The sequence below is a fragment of the Legionella lytica genome, assembly GCF_044626755.1.
GTDB lineage: Bacteria > Pseudomonadota > Gammaproteobacteria > Legionellales > Legionellaceae > Legionella > Legionella lytica_A.
Genome location: NZ_JBGORX010000038.1, coordinates 1 through 308 on the forward strand (window position 1 = coordinate 1; position 308 = coordinate 308).

Genomic DNA, 308 nt, shown 5'->3' on the forward strand with positions numbered 1-308 from the left:
GCTAGGCGCATTCTCAATGTACGTAAAGCCCGCAGTTAGCGTCGCACTGCCCGCGCCATTATTCACCACTACATCTTTAATTAGGGAACCACTAACATAGGCGGGAACTGTAGCCGTTAACGTGCTGTCGTTTGTAATCTGAATATTAGTTGCAGCAATACCACCAATGGTTAAGGTAGTTCCGCTGACAAATCCATTACCACTCACCGTAATCGTTGCTCCCCCCACAACTGAATCACTATTAGGGGTAATGCTAGCCAACGTCGGAGCAATGGCTTGATAAGTAAAGGCTTGCGCTAAAGTCGCAT

General features: G+C 47.4%; 1 protein-coding gene. It reads right to left on the reverse strand.

The genetic code is table 11. The annotated features are described in order from the left end of the window. Window positions 1-308, reverse strand: a 308-nt coding sequence (locus tag ACD661_RS17060) for an IPT/TIG domain-containing protein (RefSeq protein ID WP_400189016.1), incomplete at both ends; no start/stop codon positions are given.